Annotated in this window: 24 protein-coding genes and 1 tRNA gene; 14 read left to right on the top strand and 11 right to left on the bottom strand. The window is 38.4% G+C overall.

Translation table 11 applies throughout. From position 1 onward, the window contains the following. Positions 1 to 62: 62 nt before the first annotated feature. Complete coding sequence (locus tag FAZ19_RS17730) at positions 63 to 2,093, top strand: M3 family metallopeptidase (protein ID WP_136822096.1); 2,031 nt, start codon at positions 63 to 65, stop codon at positions 2,091 to 2,093. Positions 2,094 to 2,689: 596 nt separating this feature from the next. Here the strand turns inward: FAZ19_RS17730 and FAZ19_RS17725 are convergent. Continuing rightward, entirely contained in the window at positions 2,690 to 5,221 is a 2,532-nt protein-coding gene (locus FAZ19_RS17725; RefSeq protein ID WP_136822095.1) for an ABC transporter permease, read from the bottom strand. Then, positions 5,218 to 5,886, bottom strand: coding sequence for an ABC transporter ATP-binding protein (locus tag FAZ19_RS17720; protein WP_136822094.1), 669 nt, complete (start codon positions 5,884 to 5,886; stop codon positions 5,218 to 5,220). Before FAZ19_RS17720 ends, FAZ19_RS17725 begins: the two co-directional genes overlap by 4 nt. A 38-nt stretch (positions 5,887 to 5,924) precedes the next feature. Here FAZ19_RS17720 and FAZ19_RS17715 point away from each other — a divergent pair, with 38 nt between their 5' ends. Then, positions 5,925 to 6,623: an arylesterase gene (locus FAZ19_RS17715; protein WP_136822093.1), complete on the top strand. Its 699-nt coding sequence runs from the start codon at positions 5,925 to 5,927 to the stop codon at positions 6,621 to 6,623. A gap of 191 nt (positions 6,624 to 6,814) precedes the next feature. Here FAZ19_RS17715 and FAZ19_RS17710 read toward each other — a convergent pair whose 3' ends face one another. Beyond that, positions 6,815 to 7,000 (bottom strand): CsbD family protein, encoded by a 186-nt coding sequence (locus FAZ19_RS17710; RefSeq protein WP_136822092.1) that lies wholly within the window; start codon positions 6,998 to 7,000, stop codon positions 6,815 to 6,817. Between the two features lie 362 nt (positions 7,001 to 7,362). Here FAZ19_RS17710 and FAZ19_RS17705 point away from each other — a divergent pair, with 362 nt between their 5' ends. The 4 genes from FAZ19_RS17705 (at position 7,363) to FAZ19_RS23945 (ending at position 9,604) form a co-directional block, all read left to right on the top strand. Then, a complete protein-coding gene (locus FAZ19_RS17705; protein WP_136822091.1) occupies positions 7,363 to 7,713 on the top strand; it encodes a hypothetical protein in 351 nt (116 codons plus the stop codon). Positions 7,714 to 7,746: 33 nt separating this feature from the next. After that, complete coding sequence (locus FAZ19_RS17700) at positions 7,747 to 8,799, top strand: DNA topoisomerase IB (RefSeq protein WP_136822090.1); 1,053 nt, start codon at positions 7,747 to 7,749, stop codon at positions 8,797 to 8,799. A gap of 101 nt (positions 8,800 to 8,900) precedes the next feature. Further along, the gene (locus FAZ19_RS17695; protein ID WP_136822089.1) at positions 8,901 to 9,365 is read left to right on the top strand and encodes a ferritin-like domain-containing protein; all 465 of its coding nucleotides are present in this window, start codon (positions 8,901 to 8,903) and stop codon (positions 9,363 to 9,365) included. 74 nt (positions 9,366 to 9,439) lie between these two features. After that, positions 9,440 to 9,604, top strand: coding sequence for a hypothetical protein (locus tag FAZ19_RS23945; protein ID WP_169305695.1), 165 nt, complete (start codon positions 9,440 to 9,442; stop codon positions 9,602 to 9,604). A gap of 22 nt (positions 9,605 to 9,626) precedes the next feature. Here FAZ19_RS23945 and FAZ19_RS17690 read toward each other — a convergent pair whose 3' ends face one another. Next, a complete protein-coding gene (locus FAZ19_RS17690; protein ID WP_136822088.1) occupies positions 9,627 to 9,842 on the bottom strand; it encodes a hypothetical protein in 216 nt (71 codons plus the stop codon). A 186-nt stretch (positions 9,843 to 10,028) separates the two neighbouring features. On the opposite strand from FAZ19_RS17690, the gene FAZ19_RS17685 reads away from it, so the two are divergent. Further along, positions 10,029 to 11,321, top strand: coding sequence for a (Fe-S)-binding protein (locus FAZ19_RS17685; RefSeq protein WP_136822087.1), 1,293 nt, complete (start codon positions 10,029 to 10,031; stop codon positions 11,319 to 11,321). 13 nt (positions 11,322 to 11,334) lie between these two features. After that, the gene (locus FAZ19_RS17680) at positions 11,335 to 12,129 is read left to right on the top strand and encodes a (Fe-S)-binding protein (protein WP_136822086.1); all 795 of its coding nucleotides are present in this window, start codon (positions 11,335 to 11,337) and stop codon (positions 12,127 to 12,129) included. A 187-nt stretch (positions 12,130 to 12,316) separates the two neighbouring features. Here the strand turns inward: FAZ19_RS17680 and FAZ19_RS17675 are convergent. From FAZ19_RS17675 to FAZ19_RS17655, 5 genes are all read right to left on the bottom strand, one after another. Continuing rightward, a tRNA-Leu gene (locus FAZ19_RS17675) sits at positions 12,317 to 12,400 on the bottom strand. A gap of 50 nt (positions 12,401 to 12,450) precedes the next feature. Next, positions 12,451 to 13,329, bottom strand: a complete 879-nt coding sequence (locus tag FAZ19_RS17670) for a Ppx/GppA phosphatase family protein (RefSeq protein ID WP_136822085.1) — start codon at positions 13,327 to 13,329, stop codon at positions 12,451 to 12,453. 103 nt (positions 13,330 to 13,432) lie between these two features. Next, positions 13,433 to 14,458, bottom strand: a complete 1,026-nt coding sequence (locus tag FAZ19_RS17665) for a Gfo/Idh/MocA family oxidoreductase (RefSeq protein WP_136822084.1) — start codon at positions 14,456 to 14,458, stop codon at positions 13,433 to 13,435. Positions 14,459 to 14,471: 13 nt separating this feature from the next. Continuing rightward, positions 14,472 to 15,095, bottom strand: a complete 624-nt coding sequence (locus FAZ19_RS17660) for a hypothetical protein (protein WP_136822083.1) — start codon at positions 15,093 to 15,095, stop codon at positions 14,472 to 14,474. Positions 15,096 to 15,188: 93 nt separating this feature from the next. Continuing rightward, on the bottom strand, positions 15,189 to 17,765 hold the full coding sequence (locus tag FAZ19_RS17655; RefSeq protein WP_136822082.1) for a phosphoenolpyruvate carboxylase: 2,577 nt from the start codon (positions 17,763 to 17,765) through the stop codon (positions 15,189 to 15,191). A 218-nt stretch (positions 17,766 to 17,983) separates the two neighbouring features. On the opposite strand from FAZ19_RS17655, the gene FAZ19_RS17650 reads away from it, so the two are divergent. From FAZ19_RS17650 to FAZ19_RS17640, 3 genes are all read left to right on the top strand, one after another. Beyond that, on the top strand, positions 17,984 to 18,397 hold the full coding sequence (locus FAZ19_RS17650; protein ID WP_136822081.1) for an organic hydroperoxide resistance protein: 414 nt from the start codon (positions 17,984 to 17,986) through the stop codon (positions 18,395 to 18,397). A 143-nt stretch (positions 18,398 to 18,540) separates the two neighbouring features. Then, entirely contained in the window at positions 18,541 to 20,727 is a 2,187-nt protein-coding gene (locus FAZ19_RS17645) for an FUSC family protein (RefSeq protein WP_136822080.1), read from the top strand. Then, complete coding sequence (locus tag FAZ19_RS17640; protein ID WP_136822079.1) at positions 20,711 to 21,688, top strand: YpdA family putative bacillithiol disulfide reductase; 978 nt, start codon at positions 20,711 to 20,713, stop codon at positions 21,686 to 21,688. Before FAZ19_RS17645 ends, FAZ19_RS17640 begins: the two co-directional genes overlap by 17 nt. Here FAZ19_RS17640 and FAZ19_RS17635 read toward each other — a convergent pair. Continuing rightward, a complete protein-coding gene (locus FAZ19_RS17635) occupies positions 21,677 to 22,309 on the bottom strand; it encodes a TetR/AcrR family transcriptional regulator (RefSeq protein ID WP_229707634.1) in 633 nt (210 codons plus the stop codon). The two genes, FAZ19_RS17640 and FAZ19_RS17635, sit on opposite strands and share 12 nt — an antisense overlap. 92 nt (positions 22,310 to 22,401) lie before the next feature. On the opposite strand from FAZ19_RS17635, the gene murB reads away from it, so the two are divergent. The 3 genes from murB to FAZ19_RS17620 all read left to right on the top strand — a co-directional run bounded on the left by murB (position 22,402) and on the right by FAZ19_RS17620 (position 24,480). Then, positions 22,402 to 23,412 (top strand): UDP-N-acetylmuramate dehydrogenase, encoded by a 1,011-nt coding sequence (gene murB / locus FAZ19_RS17630; protein ID WP_136822078.1) that lies wholly within the window; start codon positions 22,402 to 22,404, stop codon positions 23,410 to 23,412. A 283-nt stretch (positions 23,413 to 23,695) separates the two neighbouring features. Next, positions 23,696 to 24,208, top strand: coding sequence for an RNA polymerase sigma factor (locus FAZ19_RS17625; RefSeq protein WP_136822077.1), 513 nt, complete (start codon positions 23,696 to 23,698; stop codon positions 24,206 to 24,208). A 17-nt stretch (positions 24,209 to 24,225) separates the two neighbouring features. After that, positions 24,226 to 24,480 (top strand): cytochrome b5 domain-containing protein, encoded by a 255-nt coding sequence (locus tag FAZ19_RS17620; RefSeq protein WP_136822076.1) that lies wholly within the window; start codon positions 24,226 to 24,228, stop codon positions 24,478 to 24,480. 10 nt (positions 24,481 to 24,490) lie between these two features. Here the strand turns inward: FAZ19_RS17620 and FAZ19_RS17615 are convergent, their stop codons facing one another. Beyond that, positions 24,491 to 25,408 (bottom strand): PfkB family carbohydrate kinase, encoded by a 918-nt coding sequence (locus FAZ19_RS17615; protein ID WP_136822075.1) that lies wholly within the window; start codon positions 25,406 to 25,408, stop codon positions 24,491 to 24,493. Positions 25,409 to 25,438: the final 30 nt, after the last annotated feature.

Genomic DNA, 25,438 nt, shown 5'->3' with positions numbered 1-25,438 from the left:
CAAGCTTAACCGATCTCTTGATAAGATATCTATTAATGTAAAAATATTGTATTTTTACCCCCATGAGTATACTGAATGACAAATTTAAAACGGCGTATGACACGGCACCGTTCTCCCAAATAGATACTAAAGATTACATTCCCGCTTTTGAAAAAGCCATACAAGAAACACGTGCAGAAATAAATGCCATAGTCGACAATCCTGATACCGCCACTTTCGAAAATACAATAGAAGCAATGGCCTATTCCGGAATCTCGCTCGATCGCATATCAAATATCTTTTTCAATCTGCATGCTGCTGAAACAAATGACGAAATGGATAAAATTGCGCAGGAGATCGCTCCCAAACTATCTGCGCTGGCGAATGACATCACATTAAATTTCGATCTATTCAGCCGCATCAGGGTAGTGTATGAAACCATAGATCGTATTCATCTAAATCATGAACAGCACACCCTATTGGAAAAATCATATCGGGATTTCGTGAGAAACGGCGCGTTGTTGGATGAGGAAAAAAAAGAGAAACTACGAAAGATAGATGCCGAGGTGTCTGTATTAAAATTGAAGTTTGGGGAAAATGTTTTGGCAGAGACCAACGCGTATCAACTGCACATTACAAAGGAAGCTGATCTATCTGGACTTCCTGAAGGAACTATTGAAGCGGCAAAAGGTCTCGCGGAATCACACAATAAAGAAGGTTGGATATTCACGTTAGATTACCCGAGTTACATTCCTTTTGTAACCTATGCCGACAGCCGTGAACTGCGTAAGGAAATCACCCTAGCTGCAGGTCGAAAGGCATTTCAGGATAACGAATACAATAATGAAGAGAACATATTAAAGATTGTTAACCTCCGCTTTCAACGCGCACAACTTCTAGGCTATCGCACACATGCAGATTTTGTGCTGGAAGAACGTATGGCACAACATCCGGAGAAAGTAAATGAATTCTTGTCCGACTTGCTTATAAAAGCAAAACCAGCTGCTGTAAAAGAATTTAACGAACTGGCTGATTTCGCAAAAAAAAGAGACGGACTGGATCAATTGGAAAAATGGGATTCTGCATACTATGCTGAAAAACTAAAGCAAGAGAAATTCAGCTTAGATGACGAAAAGTTGAAACCTTATTTTAAACTGGAAAATGTATTGAATGGTGCTTTTGAAGTGGCTAAAAAATTATTTGGCTTACGCTTTAAAGAGGTTGATACCATTGAAAAATACCATCCAGAGGTGCAAACATTTGAAGTGCTTAATGAAAACAACGAATTCGTAGCGGTATTTTACACAGATTTTTTTCCTAGAAAAGGAAAAAGGAATGGGGCGTGGATGACTTCTTTTAAGCCTCAATACCTGAGAAATAATCAACAAGAACGTCCGCACATTTCTATCGTCTGCAATTTCACCAAACCCACAGCAACCAAGCCGTCCTTATTAACATTTAATGAGGTTACTACCCTATTTCATGAATTTGGTCATGCGTTGCACGGTATGTTGGCCAACACCACCTATCCGACATTATCTGGCACTGCTGTGTACTGGGATTTTGTAGAATTACCTAGTCAAATTATGGAAAACTGGTGCTACGAAAAACAAGCGCTGGAATTGTTTGCCAAGCATTACGTAACCGGGGAATCCATTCCAATGGATCTGGTGGAAAAAATCAAGAAATCTGCTTCATTCTTAGAAGGTATGGCTACTTTACGTCAGTTGAGTTTCGGTTTGTTAGATATGGGATGGCACGGGCAAGATCCTTCCGAAATAAAGAGTGTAAAATCTTTCGAAAATGAAAAATTCAGTTCCACGCAGTTATTTCCGGACGTTAAAGAAAATGCGATGAGCCCTTCTTTCTCGCATATCTTTAATGGAGGGTACTCCTCGGGTTATTACAGCTACAAATGGGCGGAAGTATTGGATGCTGATGCTTTCGGCTATTTTAAACAGAATGGAATTTTCAACCGCGAAATTGCTGAGAAATTCAAGGACAATATATTATCACGTGGCGGTACGGAACACCCAATGATACTTTACAAACGCTTTCGAGGCCAAGAACCTCAAGTGGATGCTTTGTTAAAAAGGGCTGGATTAATAAAATAAAACGTTTAGATTTTGAGGGAGGTGTGAAGTTAAAGAAGGATTATTTTAATCAATTTTTATGCGCCTCTTTCGCCGGCGCGGGGCGACTTCTTTTCTCTCAAAAGAAGCAAAAGTCATCGCTGTACCCATTTGCCACGGCGGTTAGTGCCTCCTCCTGCTATTGGCAAATGGCTAAGGCGACATTTGTCGGTGACGAAAGGATACTGCATTGATTATATTGTACTTTTATGCTTCAGCTGAATCGAAAAGGACGACCTAGGTCGATGTAGCGTTAAGAAAGCTTTTGGATTTGCGTTAAGAACAGATCCCCCAAGTGAAACGACTTGGAGCTGTTTAGTAAATCCAAAAGCTTTTAGCGTAACATTGACCAAGTCTTGATCTTTTGGTCCATTTTCCATCAAGGGAAACCCTCGAAGAGGTCTCTTGAATTCCTTTAAAAAGCAAACAAAGGATGAAAAAAGGACTAGGCCGCCCGCCGATGAGGGCAAAAAAATAAAGGTCGCGGCAAGCGACAAAAGAAATTGATTAAATTATTGGTTCCTATTTAACACTCATTTCTAAACCTCAAAACATTATTAAAAACTACTACTGAAAAATTACTCCTTCCGCAATACTTCCAGTGGCGAACGATTCAAAATAGATAAGCTGTTCAGTGTACCAATTCCAACGGTAAGTGTCGAAACAAACAAAATTAATAATAGCATAAAACCCATGCTAGGGACAAAAGCACTTTGGAACACGAAGACCGCTAAGAGGTTACTGGCCAATAGCGCTACTAGAAGACCAGCAACTGAAGAGAATATACCCAAAAATAGATATTCGCATACCGTTATGATCACAATTTGTTTACGACTGGCTCCCAATGTACGCAGTAGCACATTTTCCCGAATACGCTGATACTTGCTTATCATTACGGCAGAAATCAATACGACGACTCCGGTTAAGATGCTAAAGGTTCCCATAAATTGAATAATAAAACCAATCTTCCCCAAAAGATCGTCTAAAATCTGTAAAACAGCATTCATATCAATCACAGAAACATTTGGAAATTGATTCACCACCAACTGCTGAAAAGCAGCGGATTCGCTTTCCCCTTCAACCCGTGTCATCAGCACATGAAACTGTGGCGCATCGTCTATACTTCCTTTTGCCAATACCATCCTGAAATTTGTCTGGAAACGATTCCAGTCTACTTCGCGCATACTGCTTACAATTGCCGGGATCATAACACCTTGTACATTCAACAGCAAACGATCTCCTATTTGTATACCGATTTGATCCGCGTAGCGCTTCTCCAACGAAACTTGTGCCGTGTCTCCCGTCTCTACCCTACCGCGCCAGGTACCGGAGGTAATTTGCTCCGCATCACTCAACGAATCACGATAGGTTGCACGAATCTCATTCCTAAATACCCGTGATGAGATACGAGAGGTGGAGTCCGAAGCGACATCCGCGAGGTTTTCACCATTTACAGCAGCAACTTGTAACGTTACGATAGGGACTTCTTCCAGGACAGGTAATCCTTCAGCTATTATCCGTTGTTTTACAGCATCCTTTTGAGCAGACTGTATATCGAAAAGAACCATGTTTGCCTGTTTCTCTGAGGAGGCCCTCTGGACACGCTGCAATAAGATATCCTGTACAAAAAATAAAGTAGCAATCAGTGCAGTACCTAATCCAATCGACACAATCAATACCACAGTTTGATTATGAGGTCTGTAGAGATTAGACAATCCCTGTCGCCAAAGATAAGGCCACCCGCTTGGAAAATAACGTCGCACAAGCATGATCAACCCTTGGGATACGGCATACAAAAAAATAAAAGTAAAACTTATCCCCAATGTGAAGAATAGGGTTTGCATCCAGTTATCCAACTGTAACCTAGCAAATAAAATAATGAACAAAAGAATCGCTCCATAGATCCACCACCTCAGCGAATCCTTTTTGACCGTGTCAGACTCGTTACCCACCCGCAGCGTATTTAACGGAGAAATATGGCGGATCGCCACGAGCGGTACCAAAGCAAATAAAACAGCAATAATTATCCCTAAGCTTATACCTTGAGCGATAGCATACCAGGATACATGAGTACTTAATTCTATCGGCAGAAATTCCTGCATAACCAATGGCAGGATATACTGTACCGACGTACCCAGGAACGCTCCCAAAATACCACCTATAAATCCCATGACCGCCAATTGAATCAGAAAGATAAAGAAAGCCTGCTTAGGCGTTGTGCCCAAACAGCGTAGTATCGCTACGGTGACCAATTTTTCGCGCACATAGATATGTACCGCACTCGAGATACCTATACATCCTAAAAGTAACGCGATAAAGCCTATCAGTTCCATAAATTGGGTCACATCCGCAAACGATCTACCTGTATCTTCCTTCGTAGAAGAAATAGTTGAATGCCGTAATTGCAATTCACTAAAACGGTCATCCATTTTTTTAACGAACTCATCGACATTAAAATCTGAGCTAAATTTAAAGTAATAATGATAGTCGATCCGACTCCCCATCTGTCGTAGACCGGAACCTTCTAAATACTTAAGCGGAACAAAAACGGTAGGTGCCATGGCACCTGAAATACTGGTTTGCCCGGGGGCTCCCATAAGTCTTCCTCCGATGACAAAACCATTCAACCCGAGCTGAATGGAATCCTTTACCTGAGCATCGAATTGAAGCATCAGTGCATGATCGATCAGTGCGGATTCGGCCTGCCCAAAATCTTCGGATCCCGAGCGGGGGTTAGTCTGTAATTGACCATAGAACGGAAAAGCACCAGACAATGACCTTACTTGAACCAAACGGGAACCTTCGACTTTAGGGAATCGAATCATGGACATAAAGCGTTCCTCCCGCGCATGGCCGTCACTTATCCGTTGAAGAGAATCGATGAATACCAACGCCTCTTTAGTGGGTTTTCGTCTGCTCTCCAATTCGAGGTCTGCTCCGATAAGTTGGGCAGCTTGATCGTCTATATTGCGGGATAAATTTTCATTAAAGGAGTTCATCGCAACTAATGCGGCAATTCCCAGTACAATTGATGAGACGAATAGAAAAAGCCTAGATCGGTTTTTTCGACTATCTCGCCATGCCATTAAAGCAATCCATCGCCAATTCATATAATTGCTCCCCCTCTGATCGGTATAATGCGTTGTGTTTTAGCCGCTAGTTCCATATCGTGTGTCACGATTACCAACGTTGTACCCAACTCTTCGTTAAGTTGAAAAAGCAAGTTCTCGACAAGCAACCCTGTTTCGGCATCGAGATTGCCCGTCGGTTCGTCTGCAAAAAGAATTTTTGGACTATTGGCAAAAGCCCTGGCAAGCGAAACGCGCTGTTGCTCTCCACCGGAAAGCTGTGAGGGATAGTGGTCCATTCGGGCAGAAAGTCCTACTTTATCCAAAAGATCCATTGCCTTCTTCTTCATATTCTTCATACCGCGTAGTTCCATAGGTACGAGGACGTTTTCTAGTGCTGTAAGTGTGGGCAACAGTTGAAAATTCTGAAACACAAATCCCACGTGCGCATTACGTACCTGTGCGAGTTGATCTTCGTTCAGTTCGTGTAGTGAGATACCGTTTAAGACGATAGTTCCTTCGCTGCAATGGTCTAAGCCTGCACAAAGGCCCAACAAGGTTGTTTTTCCACTACCGGAAGGTCCTACGATGGCAACTGTAGCGCCTTCTTCGATATCAAAACTAATATCACGCAATACAGAAAGATTGGCTGCGCCAATACGATAATTTTTGGAGACCTGATTTAATTGGAGAATATTTGACGACATGAATACGTAAAGTAAATGGTTTTGACTAATTTAGTCTTATGATATCGATTATTAGAACGTGTACATTTTTGTTTTTTATCACTTCGTTGTTCTCTTGTAATGGCACCGGAAATACCGAGGGTGGAGATCGCAACGATGAATTGAATAAAAATAGTGAAGAAATCGCTGAAAAAAGAATATCCCGAAAGCTTATTCTTTTTTTCGGAAATAGTCTGACGGCAGGATATGGCCTAGACGGCCAAGAAGACGCCTTTCCTGCTCTTATTCAGGCAAAAATAGATTCCCTAAAACTCCCTTATGACTGTATCAATGCCGGTCTCAGTGGCGAAACGAGTGCCGGCGGAAAAGAGCGTATTGACTGGCTTCTGAAACAGCCCATCGATATTTTCGTATTGGAACTCGGTGCAAATGACGGTCTGCGTGGGATCCCGAATAGTACGACCTATGAAAATCTAAGCAACATCATCGAAAAAGTAAAAAAAGCGAATCCCAAATGTAAACTAGTTCTTGCGGGTATGATGGTTCCTCCAAGCATGGGGAAAACCTATTTTGATAATTTCAAGGACATCTATCCAAGATTAGCTGATGAATATGACATGGCATTAGTTCCTTTTCTTTTGGATAAGGTCGCAGGAATAGAAAATCTGAATCAAACTGACGGCGTACATCCCACAGATGAAGGCCAAAAGATAGTCGCCGAAAATGTATGGCCGGTCTTAAAACCGTTATTGGATTAACATCGCACATTACCTAAATTACTTGCAGAAGCTATTACACGTCTACAGGTCTAATCCTTATAAAAAAGAAAGCACAGTTTTTATACTGTGCTTTCTTTTTTATTCACACGATTCATCTCATTAATCATGTCCATGTGTTTTTACAATTTTATTATAGATACCAAATAATAAAAATGGAGCGACCCATTGCACTATAAATCATTCAGCCAACTTTCGACTTCTTCTTTAGACTTACCTGTCTTGGTCTGAAGTCTGCCTAATAACTCATCTTCCTTACCCTCTACATATAACAGATCATCGTCTGTCATATCAGCGTAGGACTGTTTTACTTTTCCTTTTAGTTCGTTCCAACGACCTTTCCATGTTAATTCGCTCATAATAATACTCCTTTCTATTTAATGACAACTGTTTTATTAATTGTATTTACAACACGTCAATCCAGATGTAGTTGCGAAAAATCCGACAACAAGTAGAAATCGTATAGAGGTACGTATATATCAGGATAATTTAGTAAAAAGACTTGTATATTAATAAAAACGAGCAATGCATACTTAAGATCAACACGCTAACAAATGAAATAAGAAATAAAACACTTTCTATAAACATTTCGCTTCCTTCGATAGTTATTTAACCAACAAACATCTTTCTAGCTTGGATGTACATAAATTCATATGAACAAAAACAAGTATATGCGGAGTTCAATGGATGCAGAACTAAATAATATCTAAAAAATAAACAGATGAAAAATAACATATATACATCCCCACAAATCTTGCTTGTGCTAAACATAGCACAGCAAAGACAAACAGGACCTTCGGATCAGGAGATTAAAAACCCAAATGAAGGAGCGCCTCAGGAAACAAATCCCGAGGTACCCGATAAGTTGAAAAACATTGAAACAGGTGAAGGTACACCTCCTGATCTACCTGAAGAAGAAATAGAAGAACCTGACCCTGAAAGTCTGGAAATTGAAGAGCCCGTTAGAGAACAGGAAATTGAAGATCAGGAAGCGGACGATATCATCGAGTCGGATAGACCGGGCATACATCCTGATACCGATCCAGGGGGAAACAATGATGAAATTTTTTAAGATGTTCGATAAAATCATCTTCAAATAGCTAACATGCATTTACAACGAAAACAAGACTCAGCGCTCAAATATGTTAGCTCGGATGCGGAAGGCTACCGTCGGCTGAAAAACAAAAATGGATTTTTCTATGTAAATCCCAAAGGAAAAAAAATAAAGGATACCGCGATTTTGTCGTATATCGAAAAATTAGTACTTCCTCCCGCATGGGAAGACGTGTGGATAAGTATGGAACAAAATGGTCATCTATTAGCAACGGGTATTGATGCATTAGGTCGAAAACAATACCGTTATCACGCCAAGTGGATGCAAATAAGAAATCTCAAAAAGTTTGAAAAACTATATGATTTCGGATGTGCCTTACCTAAGCTAAAACAACAGTTGAAAAAGGATCTCAGGAAACGTACTTTTATTAAGGATAAAATCACAGCTGCGGCAATACTTGTCATGTCTGAAACTTATCTCCGAGCCGGAAATACACTCTATGAACAAAAATATGGATCTTATGGTCTGACAACATTAAAAAATAGGCATGTTAAGATCGTAGGTTCTAAGGCATTTTTTAAATTTACCGGAAAAAAAAGCGTAAAACAAAATATCATTCTAAGTAATTCAGGCCTTGTACGTATACTCAAGAAAATCAAAGAACTACCGGGACAAAAATTATTTCAGTATTACGATACGGAAGGTTGTATTCAACAACTTGATTCGGGTAACGTCAATCACTATATCCAGACCTACATGAACGGGGATTTCAGTTGTAAGGACTTTAGGACCTGGGCGGGTTGCTGTATGGCCTTACTATGTATGATTGATACAGAAACAGGAAAAATAAAAGATTCAACGCCCAAAAATCTAGTGGGTATAGTTGACCAAGTAGCGAATAAACTGGGTAACACACGTAATATTACACGCAACTATTACATCCACCCCAAGCTACAACAGGATTTTCTAGATAGTAAACTAGACAGATATATCAATAGATTGATCAATCACATAAAAAAAGGAAAACAACCAGTAGAAAGTGCTGAACGGATTTTCATGAGCTACCTAAAAGATATTGGTAATATGAAAACACCAAAAGAATAGCCTCGCGTAAAACTACGCAAGCAACAGCTTTAAATACTTGTTTTCAAAGGCCTAGAAACATAAAGAATCCCGAAATTGTCTTTATAATAAACATATATACTATGGAAAATAGGACTAAAAAAAATACAGAGATATTGAATGATTTAATTGAAATCAACAATGATCGAATTGAAGGTTATAGTAAAGCAATTGAGTTGTTAGATCCTGCAGCAGATATTGATCTGAATTCGCTGTTCGAGAAGTATATACAGCAATCCCAACAATTCAAATCTGAATTGACACCGCTGGTATTTAAAGAAGGTGAAAATCCCGAGGAAGGAACCCGCGTAACAGGAAAACTATTCAGGATGTGGATGGATCTAAAAAATACATTGGCTGGTCGCGATCGTAAAAGTATTCTGGAATCCTGTGAAAGAGGGGAAGATGCCTTTAAAAGAGTATACGAAAATGCTTGGACAGACGCAGAGGGTCTAGATGCAGACGTACTGTCTATGATCCAGAGCCAGGCAGAATTACAGCTTGCAGCCCACGATGAAGTAAAAGCGCTTCGAGATGAGGCCGAATAAAAGCAACCACAAAAATGTCTAGTTTTCTAGGCATTTTTTGTTACTATGCATGTAATACATTAAAGATACCAAATATGAATATGAAAAAGCCCAAGGATTCCCAGAAAAAAAGCAGCGAAGCCGCACAGAACAACGCAGATAAGAATACGAAAATAAAACATAATACCGGCGAAAGACCGGAAAAGGATACTAATCCTCTTCCACCCAACCCCAATAAAGTAGATAATCACAGCGATTAAAGAAATGGATATGGTAAAATCATTATCGTTTATCTAAAGAATCCTTCGCTAGTGAATCTTGTTTTAATGTATCTGTCGTCCCGTACAATTGAACGTCCGAGCTATTAAGATTGTATCGCGTTTTATCCATTTGCGTAACTGGGCCCGGATCCTTTGTCTCTTGCTCGCTTCCACATGACAGGGCACTTATTCCTAGAATAATTCCCCCTAAACTATATATTAAATTTTTGTTAGTCATAACGTTTTTATTTTGAAAACACTTTATACCTAAAAACTGTTATTAAAAAAATAATAACACGTATAAACCCTGATTATTAAGCAAGTGTTTATATCCTACTATTTTTAATACTTCTAAATATTCTATTATGCTAGCATAATAATAATTTGATTATCTATATTTGTATAGAACCTAAATAGTATAATTATGGTGAGTCAGCTATTATTTGCGATTATATTTATTGGAGCTATTGTATTTTTTTGCAAGAATGCGCGTAAGATTTACAGGAACATCCGATTGGGAAAATCCGTCAATCGGACAGATAGACCCTTTGAACGGTTAAAATTAATGTTTCTTGTCGCGTTTGGGCAAAAGAAAATGTTCAAAAGACCCCTCCCCGCTCTTCTTCATGTGTTTGTCTATATAGGCTTCTGCATCATCAATATCGAAATGCTGGAAATCATTATAGACGGTCTATTTGGTACGCATCGTGTATTTTCAGTTATGGGGGGGGGGTATAATTTCCTGATTTATAGTTTTGAGATTTTAGCATTTTTGGTCCTTGCTTCCTGTGTTATATTTTTAATACGCAGGAATGTGTTAAAAGTAAAAAGATTAAATCAATCGGAGCTCAAGAATTGGCCAAAGACAGATGCAGACTTAATATTAATTACGGAGATTGCACTTATGACCGCTTTTCTGTTGATGAATGCCGCAGATTTCAAATTACAGGCACTTCAAACAGCACACTATACAATCGCAGGCTCTTTTCCGATAAGTTCTTCGTTTGTTGGTTTGCTTCCCAACGATATGGATTCCTTGATTTTCATCGAACGTTTCAGTTGGTGGTTCCACATAATTGGTGTATTGGCATTTCTAAATTACCTTCCAATATCCAAACACTTACATATTATTCTTGCCTTTCCCAATACCTATTTTTCCAATTTAGCACCTAAAGGGAAATTTGAAAATATGTCATCCGTAACAGCAGAAGTCAAAGCAATGCTAGACCCCTCACTTCCTCCGCCCTCTGCAGAGGTTTCGCGATTCGGTGTGAAAGATGTTCAGGATTTGACTTGGAAAAATCTCTTGGATGCCTACACCTGTACCGAATGCGGCCGTTGTACGGCAGCCTGTCCTGCGAACATCACAGGAAAACTCTTGTCTCCTCGTAAAATCATGATGGATACGCGGGATCGAATAGAAGAGATAGGCAAAAATATAGATCGTAACAAATCATTTTTGGACGACGACAAAGCATTATTAGACAATTACATTAGCAGGGAAGAAATATGGGCTTGCACAAGTTGTAACGCATGTGTGGAGCAATGCCCTGTTAATATCGACCCCTTGCAGATCATTATGGGATTGCGTCAATATGTGGTGATGGAAGAGTCGAAAGCACCAACGAGCATTGGTGCCATGTTGAATAATATGGAGAATAATGGTGCCCCTTGGAAATATGCACAGGCAGATCGTGCCAATTGGACAAATCAGTAAACGAAAAGAGAACATGGAAAATCAATTTCATATACCTACAATGGCAGAACTATCGGCCGCGGGAGAAAGTCCAGATATATTATTTTGGGTAGGTTGTGCCGGATCTTTTGATGAAAGAGCCCAACGCATAACACGCGATATATGCAAAATACTACACCATGTAGGAATCAAATATGCGATATTGGGCACCGAAGAATCTTGTACGGGTGATCCTGCAAAACGTGCCGGTAATGAATTCTTGTTCCAAATGCAGGCCATGATGAATATCCAACTATTAGATGGATACGAAATCAAGAAAATCGTAACGGCGTGCCCGCATTGTTTTAATACCCTAAGAAATGAATACCCGAGCCTAGGGGGAAAATATGAAGTGATTCATCATACGGAGCTTATTCAGTCGTTAATTGATGGGGGGAAATTGAAACCTGCTGATGGCCATGAGTTTAAAGGCAAGCGTATTACCTATCATGACCCCTGCTACCTGGGACGAGGCAACGAAGTCTATGAAGCTCCCCGTAAGGCTTTGGAAATTCTAGATGCAGACTTAGTCGAATTGAAAAGATGTCGCAGTAACGGACTTTGTTGCGGAGCAGGTGGCGCACAAATGTTTAAAGAGCCCGAAAAAGGCGACAAAGACATTAACGTTGAACGCATCGAAGATGTAATTGAATCTGCCGCCACCGTGGTTGCAGCAGCCTGTCCATTCTGTATGACCATGCTGCGTGATGGCGTTAAAGGAAAAGAGAAGGAACAGGAAATCGAAGTTCTTGATATCGCGGAAATTACTGTACGAGCAAACAAGCTGTAATATATGACAGACTTCCACGATAAGGCAAACGGCAAGAACTCATCATAAAACTCTTCCTCTTGGCAACTATCGCTACATAACGTTCTTTTAGAGAAATAGAGGGTAAGCTTAAAGAAACTGAGCGCACTGCGAGCCTAAGGTATCCTTCAATAAAAAAAGCCCTCGCGTTCGCAAAGACTTTCTGTTGTGCCCAGGAGCAGATTCGAACTGCCACGCCCATTCAGGCGCCACCCCCTCAAGATGGTGCGTCTACCAATTTCGCCACCTGGGCTTACTTACGCAAAAATATACTTTTTTTGGAAACTTACAATCGTTTTTATACTATTTATTGCTGTTTTTATCAATCAGCGTCTGGATAATTCCGTCTGCCAATCCCACCCGCGGAGCAATAATGTTCTTCAAATGTCCGACCTTCATAACGGTTAAGAAAATCTCGGAAGCAGGGATAATTACATCGGCGCGGTCCGACTTTAAACCTAGTTCATGAATACGATCTTTCATAGAAAAGGAAATCAGATAATCAGACAGTGCCTTGAGCTTTGCATACGAAATGGGTTTGTCCGCATTTTCATTTGCCAATCGCGATAACTTATTAATATTACCTCCGGTACCTATTCCGTAGATATTTTTATAACCTTTCGTTATTTCCTTCACCCATCTACGCATTTCATCCCAAGTCTCTGGTTTGTCTTGATTGTCCAGAATACGAATGGTACCCAGATTAAATGAATAAGAATCTACCAGTTTAGCGTTAGCAAAAAGAGAAATTTCCGTACTACCTCCCCCCACATCAATATATAGATAGACCTTGTTTTTATCCATTTTATCACTTAGGTGTGAATTGTAGATAATCTGCGCCTCTACCCCCCCTTCTATAATCTGAATATCGACTCCTATCTCACGACAAGCTTTTACAACCTCTTGTCCATTATTCGCGTCCCGCATTGCCGAAGTAGCACAAGCCATATAGTCTGTGACTTTGTATACGTCCATTAATTGGCGAAATGCAGTCATCGTCTTCACCATATCCTGAAATTTTGCATCCGAGATATGTTTTTCTATAAATGCATCGTCGCCTAGGCGAAGAGGAACACGCAAAAGGGTATTTTTAGAATAGGTAATTTCGTTATTTTTTTCCAGAATATCTGCAATTAGTAACCTAACTGCATTTGAACCAATATCTATAGCTGCGTATCTCACAAAGAATATTTTATAATAAGTAATATATAACGAAATAAAGCTACTGATAATTCAAGTAACAAAAGTGCTTTATATATTAAAATAATATTAAGTTAAAGATAATTTAACTCTTTTGGGAAGGCGACAGAATTTCCAATTGCCAAAGGATCTGCTCAGATGAAACAAAATAAGGAACCCGCAAACGAATTGTTTGGTAAATCGCATCAAATAGTTCCATATAATTCCCTTTTTCCGAAGAAACGTCAATTTCCTCAGAAACATCGTTCAAAATAACGGTCAATACCCCCTCCTGACCTTCATGCTCCATACCATACGATGGATCTAACGGACTCATTCCAAACTGAAGCTGAGCCTCCTGCACATCCGTACGATCTTTAATGAACGTTCCATTTGCCCCATGTAAAACAAAACTTTTTTGCGGACTCGCTACTAATAGACTTGTTGTAATAAACACATTCAGACCATCTTGATAATTTAAAATTAATGAAGCATAGTCGTCTACTTTTGTGTTTGGCCTATTTTGGGACAGAATTTTGGTTGCGGATTTTGGTCTACCAAATAAAGATATAGCCTGATCCAGTAGATGAGAACCAAGATCATAAAGGACTCCGCTTGCGGGACGAGGAGTCTCTTTAAAAATTTTAGGACCAATTTCAGGCTTGAATCTGTCAAAACGCATATGCAGTTCAATAGGCTTACCTACTAAATTCCTATCCAAAATATATTTTAAAGATTTAAAATCAGAATCAAACCGTCTATTGTGAAATGGAAGTACGCAACGATCGGTTTGCTTGCCTATTTCAAAAAGCTCCTGCGCTTCCGCCACCGTGGGAGAAAACGGTTTTTCGATCAAAACATGCTTTCCCGAGAGAAGAGCCTTCTTCGCAAAGTCAAAATGAGTGTCATTTGGTGTGTTAACAATAACTAACTCAATTTCCTCATCATCCAGTAACTCGCTAATACTATCGTAACTGACTACCTGGGGGTAGTCAAACTGAGCCTTTTTTTTCGATCGTTCAACGATTGCTTTGAACACGAAAAAATTACTTGCTTCTATAAAAGGCGCATGGAATACCCTTCCGGACATTCCATACGACAAGATACCTGTTATGATTGGTTGTGCCACCATATCCTATTAGTTCTTAATGATGCGCATGGGCATCTTCTTTACCTCCGGCCTGCGTATATAAATCCGAAATAGCCGCTATATGTTTTTTTGCAAACTTTTGTAGCTCTTTATTCGTATTACGCGTTAATCGCTCAAATTGTGTCTTGAGCGTCGCCAATTCGTGTTGTGTATGTGTGATATACTCGCTAGCCGGTGCATGATGTTCATGTTGTGATTCCTGTTCAACAGTGACTGCAGCGGAATGAACCGTAGTATCTGATGTAGATTCAGCAGCTGCTGATGTATGAGTGGTTGCACCTTCATCCGTAGAATGGGTCGCCGCCACTCCCTTAATCGGGTAGTCGACATGCAAAGCAGTAGCAATACTATCCAATTCGGGATCTAATTGTGCATAGAAATCCTTTAGTTTGGTTCCTAGTTCTTTTGCTTTTGCATCTCCATCTTTCTGAATCTGATCTGCATGCACTAGTCCTGTCGCAACATGCTCACCTACAATTTGAAAAAACGCATAGGCATCACCATCAACCAATGAAGTGTGGGTGTATTTTAACTGTCTTTCCTCAGCGGTCTTTTGAGCACATGAATTTAACAGTGTACTAGCACAAACTGCAGCAACAAATAATGTATTGAATTTCATCTGTATAATTTTGTAAGTCCTTAGATATTCTATCTCTTTTGCAACAAAAATATAAAATATCTGATACAATTCTCGAATTAAATGATGTTAATATTATGCCAGATTTCGTCCTGCATTTACCACACCAAAAATTGTTCTTCCAATAAGTTTTTTATAAATATCCTGCTGCGCTACACTAATTTTCTTGTTTTTTTCCAGTGTGCGTATGGCATAGTGCTGGATAATTAACAATGGTAAAACAATTTTCTCTCTTTCTAAGATCGAAGCTCTTTCCACTGGATAATTTTGCATCAGAATTTCAGAATTGCTCAATTTCAGCAGATATTTCTTTGTCTTTTCATATTCATCATGAAGCAGGCTCCAAAACGCGCCAAATGTAGGATCATCCTTCATATACGAAGTAATATGAAAATTTGATTTCGTCATCGACATCATGCAATTGTCGATAAGTGTATTAAAGAAACCTGAACTTTCATAAAGGTTTTTAACATAGGACCAAAGGTTATTTTCTTCCGCCCATTGTAAAGACGTTCCGACACCGAAGAAGCCAGGAATATTTTGTTTAAGTTGACTCCATGAGGTGACGAACGAAATGGCACGTAAATCTTCTAAACGCAACTCTCTATCGGAGTTTCTCTTGACTGGCCTACTACTAATATTAATAGAAGCCAACGATTTTAACGGACTTAATGTTTCAAGGTAAGACAAAAATTGTGGATGATGCCGCAAGGCCAAGAACTTCTTATGGCTTTCTGCTGCCATACCATCAATAACTTCTTTTTGTTTCGAGGTCAATGTATCAGATACATTCTGTCTTAATTCGGACACTAAACCGGCATGCAGCAATTGCTCAATGTTGGACTGCGCTGTATCCAGCGAGCCATACTGACTGCTGATTGTCTGGCCCTGAATGGTTAATTGAATATGTTTATTTTCGATTTCTGATCCCATCGAGGCATAAAACCGTTGTGTTTTCCCACCTCCTCTTGCCGGTGGACCTCCTCGGCCATCAAAAAACACCAAGTCTACCTTGTACTCGCGGGCAATCGAGGTCAATTCTATTTTAGCCTTGTATATTGACCAATTTGCCATCAAATATCCACCATCTTTTGTACTATCGGAAAATCCCAGCATGATGGTCTGTTTATTTCCTCTCAATTTCAAATGTTTTGCATACTCTTTATTGGTGTACAAACGTTTCATTACATCTCCAGCACGCGAAAGATCATCCACAGTTTCAAATAATGGAACAAAATCAATGCAGAGCTCTTCCCTTTTCCATCCTTCCCATAAAAACAATTGCATTAAGCTCAATATATCAGATGCCTGCTGACAATTCGAAATAATAAAGCGCTGCGCAGCACGCTCGCTACCTGATTTTTGAATACTTTTTATTAAACGAATAACGTCAATTGTGTCCCGTATTAGTGGATCAGCATCTTCACTGCCATCCAATGTTAGCTCGTTAAATTGAAATGCTTTTTGTTTATCTTCTTCTGTACCTTCTAAGTCCGAAGTTTTCAATTTCGTATCTTCATATTTTTCGACCAAATAACGTGTTGTATTTCTTAAAATACTGCTATCCTGACGAATATCTAACGTTGTAAAATAGCACCCAAACGTATTAACTTTACGGATCAAATCTTCTACCAATTCGACAAACAATCCGTCGTGTCGTGCGTTCAAAACCTCTTTTATAGCATTTAGATTCTCTAAAATCTTTTCCGTATCATCTTCAGGGTTTTCTATCGGATTAAAACTATTTTCGTAGAATAGATGCTGAAGATTATCGAGATAACCCTCAATCCCTCGAAAAGTAATGCGTCGTTTAACTTGACGAAAATCGCGGTAATAACATCTAAAAAGTATAGTACGTAATAATGATGCGACTGTTTTTGTGCTTTCAGCAGTAACATTCGGGTTACCATCTCGGTCTCCACCGGGCCAAAACCCTAACTCGATCAATTGCTTGACTTCTTCCGCAGGTAATTCAAGTGCGTCGTCAATTTTCGCTTGTATACCTGAGGCTACTTTATAAAAAACATTTTCCAAATACCAGGCTAAACTAATGGCCTCATCTACAGGCGTCGGCTGCTGCTTATTTATAAAGGGAGTCTTCCCTAATTGCTGAAGCAATAAATGAATATTGGAAATATCATTTAACTTTATTGCTTCAATTAAATCGTTTATGATTCCCAGTACCGGACCTGGGTAAAACTGTGTAGGGTGAGCTGTAAGCACTAGGCGAACTGAAAAATCTTTCAGTTTCTCCACAATTTGCTTTCTCAATTTGTCGTCATCCCGGGTAAGCTTAAACAATGAATTCAAACTCCCCGTTTCATCTGCCTTACCGATTGCATGAAAAGCCGAATCTTCGACCGCATCAAAGAGTACAACTTGGCGTTCTACATATTGTACAATTCGAAAGAGCAGATCAAGGCGATCCTCTTCCTGGACATATTGTTCATATTGACCAAAGAAACTGTCTATAATATCTTCGGGCGGCAAATGCTCTTCGACCCCTTTTTCACAATGTGTGGTAAAAAATGGCAGAAGTGTTCCGGTATGTTTAACACGTTGAAAAGGAAGCGTCAAGAATAAACTCTTGAACAGATCAAATCGCGTTAACACTTCATTTTCGAAAGTCGCTTTTTTTTGATGTAATTTCATTACTTGCTTTGATTATAAATAACTATAAGGCTTGGGCATATCAAATCTGCCGTACAATGGCGAACGTTCAAATATATGTAATTTATATTAAAATCATTAATTTTTTACAAAAATTATAATTAAAATACGTCTTTTTTAAAAAAGAACAAAATAAACAAATCCCGTCTTTGATTGTTTAGTAAATATACACTTTACTAAAAACTAAATAAATAAAAATTATGAGTGAGAAACTATACACAGCAGAAGTAACCGCAATCGGCGGAAGAAACGGAGAAGTTAAATCGTCGGACGGCGTATTAAATCTACAAGTCAGAAAGCCAGTATCGATGGGCGGAAAAGGCGGAGCTACTAACCCAGAGCAATTATTTGCAGCAGCATGGTCGTCATGCTTTCTTGGAGCGATGGGGGCTGTTAGCGAAAAGGACAACATTGATTTGAAAGACACCCAAGTAACCGCGAGAACTTCTTTTAACACAGAAGGTAACAGCTCATTTCTTTCCGCAGAAATAGAAGTACATGTACCCTCGTTAACTAAAGAGCAAACACAAGCTTTAATTGAAAAGGCACATCGGGTATGCCCTTATTCAAAAGCCGTTCGAGGAAACATAGAGACCGTCTTAAAAGTAGTTTGATCGCGAGATATAGAACTGTAATATCCTTTTTCATATTTTGATTTTCGGACCCTCTTTTATACTATCTTTACATTACTAAATGATGTGAATCATTCGTGGTTAAACATATCAGTATCGCCACGTCAAGAGGTTTTAAAGCAGGAATGAAAAGGACAGAAGAATTTAGCAGCTTTTTTTATAGTCAATATTTCGCTGACGGTCTACGTATTACACTCGGAAGTATTGTCCCGATAATAGTTTGCGCCTTAGTTGGTGAATTTATTACAGGCACCCTGATCTCTCTAGGTGCTTTGATTGTAGGATTGTCCGATACTCCCGGAGCTCCTACACATCGTAGAATGGGGATGATTTATTGCACCATACTATGCATTCTTACCGTCATTGTTACCGCTTTTCTTAATAATTTCTTGATTGCAATGACACTTGCAATTGGTATATTATCTTTCATCTTTTCCATGTTTGCCGTTTTTAACGCAAGAGCGGCCACAGTCGGCACGATGTGTATACTGGTCATGCTTATTAATGTGGACGATGTATACACGTTCAACGAAGAGTTTACCTACCTTCTTTATTTTATAATTGGAGCTTCTTGGTATATGACCATTAGTATGTCACTCACACAAGCAAGACCCTACAGGCTAGCGCAGCAGGAGTTATCGGAAACAATTTTACACGTTGCAGATTACATTCGCCTCAAAGCCAATTTTTATGACATCAAGCAAAGCTTAGACAACAACTATCTCAAATTAATTGAAAAACAAGTCATTGTAAATATACATCAGGAAAATGTACGAGATATTTTGTTCCAAAGTAAAAGATCAATAAAAGACACGACTAAAGAAGGAAGGTATCTAACGCTAATCTTTACTGATATCGTGGACTTATTTGAACAAAGTATGACGACGCATTATGACTATGAAACCATTCGTAACAATTACGGAGAAACCGCAATATTAGAGCAGATTAAAAATTTACTATATAACGTAACGCACGAATTAGACAATTTAGCTTATAAAATTAACGCCAACAAAACTCCAAAATCTGTTTATGATTTTGATACGGAAATTGAGAAGATCAGGCAGGCTATCCAGAGAATCGATGAAAAGGAAAAGATTAATTCCATTCCACTAAAAAAAATACTAATCAATATACGTAAAATATCGCAGCAAGTACGTGACATCTACCACTATAGCCAATTCAAAGCAATTGAAGTCCAAGACGACGATACCATAGACACAAAAAAATTCATAAAGACAGATTTAATTAATTGGCAGAATTTCAAAGATAACATCAGTGTAGAATCGAGTTTTTTTAGACACGCTCTTCGTATGGGGATAGTACTGTCTTCAACCTATTTCATTTTAAATTTGTTTGAGTATTCAAATTTTGGGACATACTGGATCTTGTTGACCATTCTAGTGATACTCAAACCGGGTTTTGGCTTGACAAAAGAACGGAACCTTCAGCGATTGGGAGGCACTGTCATAGGAGGTGTCATCGGTGCACTCGTTTTAATTACAATAGAGGATACGTCCATTCGATTTATCCTGCTTGTCTTCTTCTTTCTCATAGCTTATAGCTTATTCCGAATAAACTATATTATGGCTGTAATTTTCATGACGCCTTATGTACTCATTATGTCGAGCTTTACAGGAATGAATACCTTTGAAATAGCGCAAGAGAGAATCTTAGACACATTTTTGGGCGGAACCATCGCTTTTTTATCCAGCTATATCATATTTCCAAACTGGGAAAGCTTTCAAATTAAATCAAATATGAAAAATTTGTTGGTTGCAAATTATCAGTATCTAGCCCAGGCCTTAAAATTGCTTTCAGGTAATCCGTTGCCGATAACAGATTACAAATTAGCCCGAAAAGAAGTTTATATATCCTCTGCAAACATGGGATCCACATTTCAACGTCTTTTAACAGAGCCAAAATGGAGACAACAAGTCACAAAAGAAGTCAACAGATTCGTAATTTTAAATCATATATTTTCTTCTTATTCAGCTACATTATTAACTCAACTCAAAGAATCCGAAAATATCAATTTCAATAACGAGCACCTAAAATCACTAATTAAAACCCTTCAAAATCTGGAAAAAACTATCCATTCTTTCGAGCCGGAAAATGCACAGGCAATCACGCCCTTCATCAAGATGGACATAATCCAGCACAGTTCTATTGATAGCGATGAAGCAAAATTAATTACAGATCAATTACAATTTTTGATAAAAATTTCAGCAGATTTACAAAAGATAACCACAGAAATTATCTCTAAAGATCTGCAAAAAATAGACGAAGCAAGTACGAATGGAAAAAAAATTTGATATCATTATCATTGGAGGAGGACCTATTGGATTAGCAAGCGCAATAGAAGCGAAAAAAGCAGGATTATCTTATATAATTTTAGAGAAGGGATGCCTAGTGAATTCGCTTTATAATTATCCTGTAAATATGACTTTCTTTTCCACATCGGAAAAACTGGAAATAGGCAATGTACCCTTTGTAACTACAAGTCCTAAACCGAAACGAGCGGAAGCGCTGGAATATTACCGGCGAATTCAAACCACGTTTGACCTAAAAATACACTTGTTTGAAGAAGTGCTATCTGTTGAAAAGGAAAATACGGAAGTTTTTAGTGTAATAACGACCAAATCATCGTATAAAACAACACATGTTATAGTCGCCACAGGATTTTACGACATTCCTATTTTACTCGATATTCCTGGGGAAAACCTTCCAAAAGTAAAACACTACTACAACGATCCACATTACTATTCTGGACAGCATGTTGTTGTAGTTGGCTCAAGCAACTCATCTATAGACGCGGCATTGGAGACTTATCGAAAAGGAGCACGTGTTACATTGGTGATTCGAGGCGCTGAAATAAGTCCTCGGGTCAAGTATTGGGTTCGACCAGATATCGAAAATCGAATAGCTAATGGAGAAATTAATGTTTTCTACAATAGTCAGTTGACACGCATATCTGAGGCTGACGTTGAGATCCAAACACCGACCAATAAGATACACCTAAAGAATGACTTTGTATTAGCATTGACCGGATACAGGCCTAATTTCACTTTCCTGAAAAAACTAGGCATTGCAATTTCCGAGGAGACTCCCTGCATTCCAAATCATGATCCCAACACAATGGAAACAAATATCAAAAACATGTATCTAGCTGGAGTTGTGTGCGGGGGATTAAATACACACCTGTGGTTTATCGAAAATTCAAGAGTTCATGCCAACATGATTATTGCCGATATAATAGAAAAATTAGGCGCTTAACCCTTTTATAAAAATTTGAGCCATCTTCTTTTGCATCTCTAGGATTGCATCAAACTCTTCTTTGGTTGGAAAAAAGGAATGCTTGAGATCTTTAATCACGATCAAACGCATTCCCATCAAGGAGAATAAAAGTAGGCGAGCCGTTTCTTCATAATTGTCTATGACTAGCGCCCCACTTTTAGCGCCATTTTTAAGAATTGATGTAATTTGCTCATGTTGTTTTTCAAAAGAGCATATTATTACCTTTCCAAGATCTTCGGGTACATCTTTACTCGTGTTAAATGTATATTCAAAAAGATTGTAATATCGCTTAATATACTCCATTCTTTTTTCTAATATAATCATTATCGCCTTCTCAGTATTATTTATGGGCTTTAATTTCTCCAAAATATCTTCCTCTTGTTCTGTAATCACATAATCCAGTACAGCACAATACAGACTATTTTTATCCGGAAAGTAATAATATAATAAGGCCTTTGAAAAAGAAAGGTCTTTTGCAATCTCCGCCATGGTCGTTTTCGACATCCCATAGTGGGCAAAACGCCTTTTTGCAGATTCTAATATTTTAATACGTTTCTCATCAGCACTTTTAGGCATAAACAGTAAAATAAGTTTGTTCAAAAATTGCTCTTTATCTTATCTTTACAAATAAATTAATTAAAGTTATCACTTTATCTTGAATATTTAAAAGAATTAGTCAAATAATACAAGCTGTGGATATAGAACATAACATTTCCTTGAAGCCATTTAATACGTTTGGAGTTGAGGCTCTAGCAAGAAAATTCGTTGATATAGCGGATGAGAAGGAACTTCACGCCTTGTATGAAAGGGGTGTTTTTGAAGAATTATTTTTTGTTTTAGGAGGAGGAAGTAATGTCTTATTCACACAAGATTATGACGGCACGATCGTAAAAATATCCAATAAAGGAATCCAGCATTCCATTGAAGGTAACGATATATATGTTACGGCAAATGCTGGAGAGATCTGGAATGATTTAGTATGGTACTGTATTTATCATGACTTTCCTGGTTTAGAAAACATGGCGCTTATTCCTGGTACAGTAGGCGCATCTCCCATTCAGAATATAGGCGCTTACGGTTCCGAACTCATGAATTTCTTCTTCTCTTGTAAAGCTTTTGACACTAAAACCGGAGCATTTACATCTTTTTTGAATGAGCAATGTCAATTTACATATAGAGATAGTATATTCAAAAGTAAATTCAAAGATCGGTTTATAATAACAAACGTAACGTATAAACTATCGTTACAGAGTAGACGCAATACGAGCTATGGCGCCATTGAGGAAGAATTGATAAAAAGAAATATTGTTGCACCTACCATTAAAGATATTGCAGAGGTTGTTTCGTATATTCGGGTAGAAAAATTACCCGACCCCAGTACAGTAGGCAATGCCGGGAGCTTTTTTAAAAACCCGATTATAACCCATGATAAATTAATCATTTTAAAAAACACTTTTCCTGAAGTTGTTTTTTATCCGATGGACAATGGTCAATTTAAAATTGCGGCAGGATGGCTAATTGAACAATGTGGATGGAAAGGAAAACAAGTTGGTAATGTTGCCGTTTGGAAGAACCAAGCTCTGGTATTAACCAATATTAAAGATGCCACTGGCGCAGAGATTTACGACGTTTCGACCAAAATCATAGACAATGTCCTAAAAAAATTTGGCATTAGACTAGAGAGAGAAGTAAACATTCTTTAAAAAGTTTTCCACATTTCTTGATAATTTAGACACTCTAAACATTTAAATCTATCTTAAACATAGATTAAGCGCTATTTTCAATTCCTCCTCTATCTATTAACAAAAAATTAATGCCAATTCTTTAGTAAATTATAATCTTTAGCATAGCTTTTGTAAATATTGATACTGAAACCGTAGTTATTTATAAATTGACGTCATCAGAAGTTCTTTATTGAACATTTATAAATATCGTGATCCTATTGTAAGTAACTACATATTGTTGAACGAAATAATCCAATCTAGTATGAACAGAGTAGAATTCAACAGCTTAGTAATCCAGCATTCAGATTCACTAAAATTGTATGCAAGAAACTTCACAAAAGACCATGACGATGCAAATGATCTGGTCCAAGACACCTTATTAAAAGCTGTAACGTATTTCAACAATTTCAGAGAGGGTACTAATCTCAAAGGATGGTTGTACACGATAATGAAGAATACGTTCATCAACAACTATCGCCGCCTCGTAAAAACAAATTCCTTTATTACAAAAGAAGAAGAAATATCACCAGCTAATCTAGTCGTATCAGCGACTAAAAATAAAGGCGAAGATAAATTTGTAATGGAAGATATAAATACTGCACTAACTAATCTTTCGGACGAATACTACATCCCATTCACAATGTACTTTGAAGGTTTTAAATACCATGAAATTTCCGAGCATCTAAACATTCCAATTGGCACCGTTAAAACGAGAATACATGTCGCGCGAAAAGCAATGAAAAAAACTCTCTCGGCTTATAAATACCACGCATAAGATTGTAATTTAGCGGAATGAAATCCGAAGAGCGAAATACAAACTTTACAAAATATACGCGGTCGCAGCTGGCACTTCGGAATGGCCAAGATAAGACATCGATTTGGATAGCTTATAAAGGATACATTTATGACGTAACAGAAAGCAGACTTTGGAAAAAGGGATTGCATTACGAACATTGGGCAGGTCAAGATCTTACCGAAGAATTAGCTGATGCGCCACATTCGGCCGAGGTCTTTAGAAAATTTTCAGTTATTGGAATCTTAATTTGAGATAGGCGATTTATTCGCTTATCTCAAATTTTGCAAGTGCTATAAACTGTTTTAGTCGCAAAGAAATATCTTCTTGCGTTAAATTTTGCAAACGTTTGGTACCAAATTCCTCTACGCAGAATGAAGCTAAGGCCGAACCATAGATCACTGCATTTTTCATATTATTGAAATTGACAGACTTCACTTTAGCAAGATAACCAATAAATCCTCCCGCAAATGCATCTCCTGCTCCTGTGGGATCAAACACATCGGCTAAAGGTAGTGCAGGTGCAGAAAAAACCTGCCCATCACCAAATAATAAAGCACCGTGTTCCCCCTTTTTTATGATCAAATACTTAGGCCCCATTTCTTGAATAATTTTGGCAGCCTTAACTAAAGAATACTCTTCGGCAAGCTGTCTTGCTTCGGCATCATTTATAGTAAGTACATCTACTTTTTTCAATACAGATTTCAAATCGTCCAGCGCTACATCCATCCAAAAATTCATTGTATCCAAAACAACCAACTTAGGAGTATTCTTCAAACGGTCCAACGTAGATTGTTGAACCTGTGGTGTAAGATTTCCCAACAACAAGAACTCACAATCTTGGTAAGAAGCCGGTACTTTAGGGTCAAAATCAGCCAGCACATTCAGTTCTGTAATTAAGGTATCCCTACTGTTCATATCATTATGATATTTACCTGACCAAAAGAAGGACTTCCCACCAGGTATCACCTCTACGCCTTCAACATCAATACCCCTATCAGTGAGGATCTCCATATTGTTACCAAAATCCTCCCCTATTACACTAACTAACTTGACCTTGTCATATAAATATGATGCCGATAAGCCAGCAAATGTAGCTGCACCACCTACAATTTTATCAGTTTTACCGAATGGGGTTTCTATAGCATCAAATGCCACTGTACCAACTATAACTAAACTCATGCGTAATAATTAATATATTGTCCATAAAAA

Origin of the sequence: Sphingobacterium alkalisoli, from assembly GCF_005049105.1 — a bacterium.
Lineage (GTDB): Bacteria > Bacteroidota > Bacteroidia > Sphingobacteriales > Sphingobacteriaceae > Sphingobacterium > Sphingobacterium alkalisoli.
Note: the sequence above shows the minus strand (reverse complement) of the source record. Positions and strands in the feature narration are given on the sequence as shown.

Bases quoted from the DNA above. Each gene is read 5' to 3' on its own strand.
- FAZ19_RS17730 (WP_136822096.1), top strand. From the start codon at position 63: ATGAGTATACTGAATGACAAATTTAAAACGGCGTATGACACGGCACCG.
- FAZ19_RS17725 (WP_136822095.1), bottom strand. From the start codon at position 5,221: ATGAATTGGCGATGGATTGCTTTAATGGCATGGCGAGATAGTCGAAAA.
- FAZ19_RS17720 (WP_136822094.1), bottom strand. From the start codon at position 5,886: ATGTCGTCAAATATTCTCCAATTAAATCAGGTCTCCAAAAATTATCGT.
- FAZ19_RS17715 (WP_136822093.1), top strand. From the start codon at position 5,925: ATGATATCGATTATTAGAACGTGTACATTTTTGTTTTTTATCACTTCG.
- FAZ19_RS17710 (WP_136822092.1), bottom strand. From the start codon at position 7,000: ATGAGCGAATTAACATGGAAAGGTCGTTGGAACGAACTAAAAGGAAAA.
- FAZ19_RS17705 (WP_136822091.1), top strand. From the start codon at position 7,363: ATGAAAAATAACATATATACATCCCCACAAATCTTGCTTGTGCTAAAC.
- FAZ19_RS17700 (WP_136822090.1), top strand. From the start codon at position 7,747: ATGCATTTACAACGAAAACAAGACTCAGCGCTCAAATATGTTAGCTCG.
- FAZ19_RS17695 (WP_136822089.1), top strand. From the start codon at position 8,901: ATGGAAAATAGGACTAAAAAAAATACAGAGATATTGAATGATTTAATT.
- FAZ19_RS23945 (WP_169305695.1), top strand. From the start codon at position 9,440: ATGAATATGAAAAAGCCCAAGGATTCCCAGAAAAAAAGCAGCGAAGCC.
- FAZ19_RS17690 (WP_136822088.1), bottom strand. From the start codon at position 9,842: ATGACTAACAAAAATTTAATATATAGTTTAGGGGGAATTATTCTAGGA.
- FAZ19_RS17685 (WP_136822087.1), top strand. From the start codon at position 10,029: ATGGTGAGTCAGCTATTATTTGCGATTATATTTATTGGAGCTATTGTA.
- FAZ19_RS17680 (WP_136822086.1), top strand. From the start codon at position 11,335: ATGGAAAATCAATTTCATATACCTACAATGGCAGAACTATCGGCCGCG.
- FAZ19_RS17665 (WP_136822084.1), bottom strand. From the start codon at position 14,458: ATGGTGGCACAACCAATCATAACAGGTATCTTGTCGTATGGAATGTCC.
- FAZ19_RS17660 (WP_136822083.1), bottom strand. From the start codon at position 15,095: ATGAAATTCAATACATTATTTGTTGCTGCAGTTTGTGCTAGTACACTG.
- FAZ19_RS17655 (WP_136822082.1), bottom strand. From the start codon at position 17,765: ATGAAATTACATCAAAAAAAAGCGACTTTCGAAAATGAAGTGTTAACG.
- FAZ19_RS17650 (WP_136822081.1), top strand. From the start codon at position 17,984: ATGAGTGAGAAACTATACACAGCAGAAGTAACCGCAATCGGCGGAAGA.
- FAZ19_RS17645 (WP_136822080.1), top strand. From the start codon at position 18,541: ATGAAAAGGACAGAAGAATTTAGCAGCTTTTTTTATAGTCAATATTTC.
- FAZ19_RS17640 (WP_136822079.1), top strand. From the start codon at position 20,711: ATGGAAAAAAAATTTGATATCATTATCATTGGAGGAGGACCTATTGGA.
- FAZ19_RS17625 (WP_136822077.1), top strand. From the start codon at position 23,696: ATGAACAGAGTAGAATTCAACAGCTTAGTAATCCAGCATTCAGATTCA.
- FAZ19_RS17620 (WP_136822076.1), top strand. From the start codon at position 24,226: ATGAAATCCGAAGAGCGAAATACAAACTTTACAAAATATACGCGGTCG.
- FAZ19_RS17615 (WP_136822075.1), bottom strand. From the start codon at position 25,408: ATGAGTTTAGTTATAGTTGGTACAGTGGCATTTGATGCTATAGAAACC.